Source organism: Methylobacterium sp. (genome assembly GCF_019745455.1).
GTDB lineage: Bacteria > Pseudomonadota > Alphaproteobacteria > Rhizobiales > Beijerinckiaceae > Methylobacterium.
Map to the genome: position 1 here is coordinate 1 of NZ_JAIETD010000162.1, position 7,468 is coordinate 7,468.

Below are 7,468 nucleotides of genomic sequence, written 5' to 3' on the forward strand. Positions count from 1 at the left end.
GTGGCCTCCGGGACTGGAGGCACCATGCGGGCTGCATGGTCAACGCGGGGTAAACGCTGCGGGTTTGCGACAGGCCCCCTCGAACTCGTGTCGGCTCATCGCGACGGACTTCCTTTGCTACCCGAGGGCCGGCGCTGGCCGGGGAAGCCTCAGTGCGAGAAAGCGTTGCACAAAGAATATGTGACCCAACTTGCCGCCAAACGGCCATCGTTACAAAGGACGGCGATCGTCTGTCTTTTGTAACGATGCCCTATTCACTGAATTTTGTATGCACTGCCGGCGCCATGCCTCGGTCGTTCATGTTCCAGGCTTAGGGCGGAACCTTGACCGGCAATATAGTGATGCAGCCTCCTGGTCCGTCTTTCGCGTTCGACGAGAAGATTGGTCTGATCGAAGACAATCAAATAGAGTCGTCAGGTTTTGTCACCGATCAGCCCTCGGCTGCCCGCAGCGAACCGACTATCGAGCTCGTCATGCCTCCGCTGGAGCGGGCTCGCCCGCCTCACAAGGTCAACCCGATGGCGGCGGTCGTCTTGCTCGATGTCGCGGCGGAGCATTTAGCCCGTAAGGGCCCGCACAGGCTCACCGTGAGCGCCGTGGCGGCGGGATCAGGCATGACGCACGCAAACGTCTATCGGTATTACCCCTCCAAGGAAGGCCTCATCGACGCCGTAGTGGGGCGCTGGCTGCGGACGATCGAGCTTGAGCTCGTCCGGATCGTCGAGGGCCCCGATCCCGCCGAGGACAAGATCGAGCACATGCTCGTCGCCCTCGCGCGCCGGCAGCGCGACGCGCAGCGCCACGATCCCCACGTCTTTGCCGTGCACCTCGACGCGGTGTTGAAGGATCGGGCCATGGCTCGGCGTCACCGAACGCGGCTGCGCAGTCTCATCGAGCGTGTGATCGAGGAGGGGATTGCCTCCTCCGCCTTTGCCGCCCGCAACCGGGAACGCGCCATCGCCTACATCTTCGACGCGAGCTACCGCTTCACCCATCCCTTGGGCATCCAACTCGATGCCGACCTACCGTGGGATCTGGCCGATGCCCGCCTCGGCGGGATCACGCTATCGATCCAGCAGGTCTTGCGCACAGGCACCCTATAGGTGGCCTGCATCAGCCCGCGCATGCTTTCTCCCGTCCCATGATGGACGCAGACCGCCGGTCCAGTTTATATTGATAAAATCATATCTAGCGATGGCGGAATTTAAGATTGAGCGCTCAAGACTCGCAGAAGATCGATCATATGGATCTAACGACACAAGTCGTTGCCGCATATGTTCGTCGTAACCCTGTCCCTCCACAGGATGTCGAACGCTTGATTGAAAGCATCGCTCATACGTTTGACTGCCTGAAATCAGGGACTAATCTGCCGAACGATCAATCTTCTACCACGACGAGCCCAACGCGCGAGGAGATCAAGGCCTCGATCCGTCCATATGGCCTGGTCAGCTTCGAGAATGGCCAATCCTACCAAATCTTGAAGCGACACCTGACGTCCCTAGGGCTGACGCCGGACATGTACCGCGCCAAGTGGGGCCTCCCGCCCGACTATCCAATGGTCTCACCGAACTACTCCGAGCGGCAAAAGGATATTGGCTTGGGCCTGCGCGACAAACGGAAAGGCTAAGGCCTACAACGGGATGACCCGCTTCGCCGTAGAGGCAGACCCTGACAAGGGCATCCTGCGGGCGGTTGGATACGAGGAGGCACCGGGCGACGCCGATACCGCGGAACCGGCAACCCGACCGCTTGTGTGGACCACCGGGCCTTAAACCGCCTTGCGTACAAGAACAGCTAGATCGGTCGAATGAGCATCGACCACTGTCACAGGGGATGGTTCTGGAAGCCCCGCATGAACGAGGCGAAGCCCAGGCCATCAGCCAGAAGACCCGCGACCGTGAACATCGCGACCTGAGGTGATGCTGAAAACGAGGCGTTCATCGTTGCGATGAGCTGGGCTCCCAGGGTGTATCCACCCGCGCCCATCAGGACGATGCCACCGGCTGCGAGAGCAATATTCATGGGCGGCCTCGAACTTTGCGTCATAGTTCGATAGCGGCAATATTGGAACTATTCGCATCGCAGATCGATAAAATTCGATCCTTCGAGACAACACGCAGGGAGCCAGGCCGACGATCAGCAGGGCAGCTAGCCGTTGGGGCAAGCTATCGCCCCTGGATCACTATGGATGCTGCCAACGGCTCTTAATTACTAATGGTCAGTCGCGTCTTAGGCTTTGTTACACAATCCTTGGGAAGCTCTGCATCCTGGTACGATGGCCAATTCGATGCTTTATGATCCGGCATCGCAATTGGAGGGGAAAAGACCGATGCAGACTGGGGGCTGCCATTGCGGGGCGATCCGCTACACCATGCATGGAAAGCCGGTGCACAACGCGCTCTGCCACTGCTCCGACTGTCGACGGCACGCGGGCGCGCCGATGGTCGGCTGGGCGATGGTGCCGGCAGGGCAGGTGACGATCCAGGGCGAGCCCACGGCCTACGCCTCATCCGAGCATGGGCGGCGCCATTTCTGCGGACGTTGCGGCACCGGCCTGTTCTACGTCAACGAGCGGATGTTGCCGGGAATGATCGACGTGCAGACCGGCACTCTCGACGATCCCGCGGCTTTGCCGCCCCAAGCTCATATTCAGGTCGCCGAGCGCATCGCTTGGATGGAGCACGCCCACGACCTGCCGCGCTTCGAGCGGTTTCCAGACTGATACTCGTCAGAGCCGCGCGATCCTTCGGCGGACTTGGTTGATGAAGCGCTTCCGCGTGGCCTGCGTGACGCCGTCCATTCCGGTGAATGCGATCCTGCCGCTCTCGTGGATCGTGGCGGAATGCGAGGCCATGGTGGCGCCCTCCCGGTCAGCGGATCAGTTCGACCGACAAGCCCGGGATCTCCAAGCTCGCCCAGGCGCGATCCGTCGTCATCACCGGCACGCCGAGCTTGATCGCCAGAGCCATGCAGGTCCTGTCACCCAGCCCAGTGCCATGCTGGCGCGTGGCCTCGGTCAGAAAGGCGGCGGCAAAGGCCGCGTCGCGGTCGTGGGTGTGTAGGTCGAGGCGCAGCTCCTGCACCATCTCCTCGATCACAGGCCGCGTCAGGCCACGCAGGAGCAGCGCCTTCACCAGCTCCTGAAGATTGACGGTCGACATGGCTGCATGGCCGACCCTGCCAGCTACCGCGTCCGCCCCAGGCTCACCACGCAGCAGTGCGACCACCGCTGAGGTGTCGAAGACGACACTGCTCATGCCTTGGCGTCCTGGCCATCGGCGTCATCGGCGCGGCGCTCTTCAAGGAAGGCGTCTGAATCTGAGTCCTGCGTGGCATACTCGCGGTAGAGTGCTTGCAGCTTCGAGACCACATTCTTGATCGGGGAAAGTCGCACTTCGGTGCCATCGACGGTGACGATGATGCGCGTCTCCCCCGTGATACCCATGGCATCACGGACAGCCTGAGGAAGAAGCATGCGGCCATTGGCTGCCAGCTTCACGTCGGTAACAAGGGTCATAGGACGCCAGTGACGCTCCGTTGCAAGGAGAGCAGCGTACCTGCATCCACGGGTGATGTCATTTCGAAAGGAATGACATTTTAGGGCTCAGAGGATGTTTGAAGCTGGTGTCATTCAACCGTGGATGATCGAACTAACCGCTTCAAAGCGGTATACCGTTCTAGGGCAGGTTCGTGGTACACCGCCCACGCGTACTAAAACGGCCGTTTTTGGTTATTGTTACGTACCCTCGTTCAAAGCCACCCTTTTGGTACGTTTTGAGGTCCAGAATGGCCCGTTTCGGCTACGCCCGCGTCTCCTCCACAGATCAGGACCTCACCATCCAGCTCGAGAAGCTCAAGGCCGCCGGCTGCACCGTGATCCGCTCGGAGAAGATGTCGGGCAAATCCGCCGACGACCGGCCAGAACTCGCCACCGTGATGCAGTTCCTGCGCGAGGGCGACGAGCTGGTGGTGGTCCGCCTCGACCGGCTCGGCCGCTCCACCCGCGACGTGCTCAACCTCGTCCATGACCTCGACCAGAAGGGCGCCTCCCTGCGCATCCTCGACCCCGAGATGACCACAGGCGGCGACATCGGCCGGATCGTCGTCACCGTCCTCGGCATGGTGGCGGAGATGGAGCGCAAGTTCATCCTCGAGCGCCAGCGCGCCGGCATCGAGGCGGCCAAGGCGGCAGGCGTGTACGCTGGCAAGGGCCGGCCGAAATCCATGCCCGTGGACGAAATCCGGCGCCGGGATGCGGCAGGGGAGGGTCCCGCCTCCATCGCTCGGGCGCTCGGCATCTCCCGCACCAGCGTCTACCGCATCCTCGACGGGCAGACCGAGAGGCCATCCTAATGGCCCCGTAGGTCAGCAATCTTTTCGGACGAACGACCGTATGCGCTCTAATGAGGACCGACTTTTGTGGTCCAAGATATCGATCAATATCAGCCAGGAACGCAGGCAACCTCTTTCGTCATACCCCGCTGCATCGTTGGTACAGATTTGTACACCGCGGCTGGTTGGTGTTTCAGGAAACGTTGAACAGGAGAAATTGGCCAATCGGAGTTGCTTTTGTAGTTTTGTCTTTGGGCCTTTTGAGACGTATTTTATTCCTGTGCCAACAGGATAAAGATCTGATAGGGTGTCGGTTTCGGTGGTATAGCTTCGACTGGGAATAGAAACGGCGGAGAGCCGTTCTGCAATCTCACCCTCTGGAGGAAACAGATAAGCTCGTGTGGTCCTGCTCGTAGACGCGGAATAGGCTACGCTTGTGAAAGTAAGGGTCGCGAGCGCCGTCCATATAAAGGCCGATCGTACAGATCGACGCGATGCGCGGTCAGACTTGTCCAGCGACGCAAGCATGCGCGCACCTCTCATCGTTCGCCTCCCCGATATCTGACGCCAAAACGGCTACCGCGTTGTCAGCTACGGAAGTGCAGGCTGAGGCGGAACATCAACCGGCTGTGGTGACTTCAAGGATTATAGTTTCGGCTTTGGGGTATCCGCCCTAGTTGAGTTATTGGATAGTTCGTCAAGTATTGCCTTGTCGAATGCCTTTCTGAAACCATATGTCCTTTTCGTGTCAACCAACTCAAAATTAACGTCATTTAATCCAGCAGGCGGGCCGTTGAGGTTAACTCTGAACATGCCGGAACACTTATCATCTACAATTCTGATTTTGTCGTTGAAGTCATATTCGAGGTGATTGACCCCGCCAAATACAAATCCCGCACACGGTATTTTAGCGGTTATGGTTCGCCCATCTGACACCCAAGTATCAGAATACTCGCTGTATTCTGTAGTGGGCGAGTTTCCCCCGTGTACTCCAGATTGCATGGTAGGAGCGTAGTCGCCTTGCGAAAGTAGCTTTCCATTCGAGTAGACGTAGATGAGCTGTTCGGCGCTGCCCGAGTATCCACGTTTCACAGACGTCGGCTTACCGTATTTCTCTTCAACCTGAAGTCTCATGGCATCAGCACTTATAAGCTGGCCTGGGCCGAATGAAATACGACGACGAATACCCAATACTCTATTATCGTAGATCGAAGATGCTACATAAACAGTAATTTTATCTACGGACTTCCCTTGATCGTACATGGGATTTAAGCCGCTATCACTTTTCAGTTTGATTTCGCTGATGAAATTGATGGCGACCTGCGCGCCTTTGTTGTTTGATACATTGGCGCTATATTTTACGTCGCGAGTTTCCTTATTCATCGTACTTTTGATCTTGTTGCGTGCATCATCAAGCGTGTCGCCCGGCTTTATGCCCAAAATATCAAATGTTGTTGCTGGATCGAAGCCAAATCCCGGCGGGTCCGTATTGACGGGGGCAAAGTCTTTTGCCGATGCACTGAAAGCATATACAGTTGCAACAATGGCGCAGCCGGCAAAAAGTCGGGTTTTAGATTTCATTGCTTGATACCTTTCTGGGTGGGCGCGTCCCTTCGGGACCGCGTCCTACTCGCTTCGCTCCCCGAACCCCGTACCGGGTTTCGGCCCTGCGGGTGACGACCGCATCGCGCGGCCCGCGTCTCTGGAGGCGGCCGTTCGCTGACCCATCTGGCGAACCCATGATGTTGAGCAACGACAAGCCACCCCGATCACGGGTGTGGAACAGTCAATAGCGTCTCAGGATTGGTGACGCATTCATTGGCTTGCTTGAGAATGGGAGCGAAATACGCGTAGTCACGGTGTAATTGGTTGGACGCTTCCGGTCTTTTTTCTGTAATATGATGCACAGTCAGTACAGCTAGGGCTAATGTGCCTAATACCATAACTGCGGTAAAGAAAACGGCTACGAAACCAACGGCCAGTAATTTGCACATAAATCCGAGTTTATTTAGGCTCGCTTTTGCCAGTTTCTGCATCTGCTTTCCATGCCTGCATATTTATAAAATTGATCGTACGGGGGTTTGATCCAATTTTTGCTTGGGGTTTGCGGCACAATCCTCGGACTTGTTTTCATATCAGGATGATTTTCTGGTCATCAATTTTGGTGCATTGCGGCACAATGTCAATCTTTTTGTTGAGATTAAACGTATGCTCTAACTATAGAGTCGTCCCTTTGTAATTTGAGCATCATAATGTTCTTCATGAGTCTCCGGTTTAGTCCAAACAGGTTGCTTCGATAATTGTCCGAGATTGGCGCGTCCCTTCGGGACCGCGTCCTACTCGCTGCGCTCCCCGAACCCCGTGCCGGGTTTCGGCCCTGCGGGTGACGACCGCATCGCGCGGCCCTCGTGGAGGGGCATGTGAGAACGGCCCTCGTTCTGGCGCCCCTCAAGTCCCGATCCGGGCTTTGCGCCGATCGGCCGGTTGATCCTCCGCTAACCTCGAAGCCCCATTCTCCTCGCGAGCCAAGTTGCATACCGGCTCATGCGTGAGATGGACGACCCTCCCCGCCGGCCCGTGAGCAGATCGGGCGGCGGGGTAGTCCCCCCGGTCCTCGCCAACGAAGAGGTGTTGATCCGGCATGCCCCAGGATGCGCAACAACCGGACGACGCAGGCCAAGCCGCCTTTCCAGGCCGCGCTCAACGCAACAAGACGGACTGGATCGGCATCATCCGCACCCCGGACGGTTCGGAAATCCCTTGCACCGTGAAGGACGTCTCGAAGACCGGCGCCAAGATCGCCGTGCCTGCGTCCTACACCCTGCCGGACAGCTTCATGCTCAAGGTGGTGGGCAAGGACTACGTCTGCCGGGTCAAGCTGGCTTGGCGCCGGGGGCACTTCGCCGGGCTCATCATCGAGCAGTTCGCCAAGATCGCGCCCAAGGCCGTGCGGCCGCTCGCTCAGACATCAAGCGATCCACGTGACACGGTCGATCCTAACTACCAGGCCGTCGGCACCCGGCGCAGCAAGGTGTCCGCGTTCTAAAGCGGAGCACCCTTCTAGCCTGTCTTATTCACGAGGGCAGTGGATCTGTGGTGGCGAGCGTAGCGTAAGGCATTGATAGGGCTTAGGGAT

At 58.1% G+C, this 7,468-nt stretch carries 11 protein-coding genes; 5 read left to right on the forward strand and 6 right to left on the reverse strand.

Going from position 1 to position 7,468, the window contains the following annotated elements; genetic code table 11:
• The first annotated feature begins 473 nt into the window (after positions 1-473).
• Together K2Y56_RS25200 and K2Y56_RS25205 are read left to right on the forward strand one after the other, a co-directional pair.
• On the forward strand, positions 474-1,103 hold the full coding sequence (locus K2Y56_RS25200; RefSeq protein WP_292514538.1) for a TetR/AcrR family transcriptional regulator: 630 nt from the start codon (positions 474-476) through the stop codon (positions 1,101-1,103).
• A 107-nt stretch (positions 1,104-1,210) separates the two neighbouring features.
• On the forward strand, positions 1,211-1,627 hold the full coding sequence (locus K2Y56_RS25205) for a MucR family transcriptional regulator (protein ID WP_292514541.1): 417 nt from the start codon (positions 1,211-1,213) through the stop codon (positions 1,625-1,627).
• A gap of 197 nt (positions 1,628-1,824) precedes the next feature.
• Here K2Y56_RS25205 and K2Y56_RS25210 read toward each other — a convergent pair whose 3' ends face one another.
• Positions 1,825-2,022: a hypothetical protein gene (locus tag K2Y56_RS25210; RefSeq protein ID WP_292514543.1), complete on the reverse strand. Its 198-nt coding sequence runs from the start codon at positions 2,020-2,022 to the stop codon at positions 1,825-1,827.
• A 307-nt stretch (positions 2,023-2,329) separates the two neighbouring features.
• Here K2Y56_RS25210 and K2Y56_RS25215 point away from each other — a divergent pair, with 307 nt between their 5' ends.
• On the forward strand, positions 2,330-2,722 hold the full coding sequence (locus K2Y56_RS25215) for a GFA family protein (RefSeq protein WP_292514546.1): 393 nt from the start codon (positions 2,330-2,332) through the stop codon (positions 2,720-2,722).
• Between the two features lie 6 nt (positions 2,723-2,728).
• Here K2Y56_RS25215 and K2Y56_RS25220 read toward each other — a convergent pair whose 3' ends face one another.
• Genes K2Y56_RS25220 through K2Y56_RS25230 form a run of 3 tightly spaced genes read right to left on the reverse strand, consistent with a single transcriptional unit; the run spans position 2,729 to position 3,517 of the window.
• Positions 2,729-2,854 carry a hypothetical protein gene (locus K2Y56_RS25220; RefSeq protein WP_292514549.1) on the reverse strand — a complete coding sequence of 42 codons (126 nt, stop codon included), beginning with the start codon at positions 2,852-2,854 and terminating at the stop codon, positions 2,729-2,731.
• Positions 2,855-2,870: 16 nt separating this feature from the next.
• Positions 2,871-3,257, reverse strand: a complete 387-nt coding sequence (locus K2Y56_RS25225) for a PIN domain-containing protein (RefSeq protein ID WP_292514551.1) — start codon at positions 3,255-3,257, stop codon at positions 2,871-2,873.
• Complete coding sequence (locus K2Y56_RS25230) at positions 3,254-3,517, reverse strand: AbrB/MazE/SpoVT family DNA-binding domain-containing protein (protein ID WP_292514553.1); 264 nt, start codon at positions 3,515-3,517, stop codon at positions 3,254-3,256. Before K2Y56_RS25230 ends, K2Y56_RS25225 begins: the two co-directional genes overlap by 4 nt.
• A gap of 269 nt (positions 3,518-3,786) precedes the next feature.
• On the opposite strand from K2Y56_RS25230, the gene K2Y56_RS25235 reads away from it, so the two are divergent.
• Positions 3,787-4,353, forward strand: a complete 567-nt coding sequence (locus tag K2Y56_RS25235; protein WP_292514556.1) for a recombinase family protein — start codon at positions 3,787-3,789, stop codon at positions 4,351-4,353.
• A gap of 624 nt (positions 4,354-4,977) precedes the next feature.
• Here K2Y56_RS25235 and K2Y56_RS25240 read toward each other — a convergent pair.
• Positions 4,978-5,913, reverse strand: coding sequence for a hypothetical protein (locus K2Y56_RS25240; protein ID WP_292514559.1), 936 nt, complete (start codon positions 5,911-5,913; stop codon positions 4,978-4,980).
• A 188-nt stretch (positions 5,914-6,101) separates the two neighbouring features.
• Positions 6,102-6,368: a hypothetical protein gene (locus tag K2Y56_RS25245; RefSeq protein ID WP_292514562.1), complete on the reverse strand. Its 267-nt coding sequence runs from the start codon at positions 6,366-6,368 to the stop codon at positions 6,102-6,104.
• Positions 6,369-6,973: 605 nt separating this feature from the next.
• Here K2Y56_RS25245 and K2Y56_RS25250 point away from each other — a divergent pair.
• A complete protein-coding gene (locus K2Y56_RS25250) occupies positions 6,974-7,378 on the forward strand; it encodes a PilZ domain-containing protein (RefSeq protein ID WP_292514564.1) in 405 nt (134 codons plus the stop codon).
• Positions 7,379-7,468 lie beyond the last annotated feature (90 nt).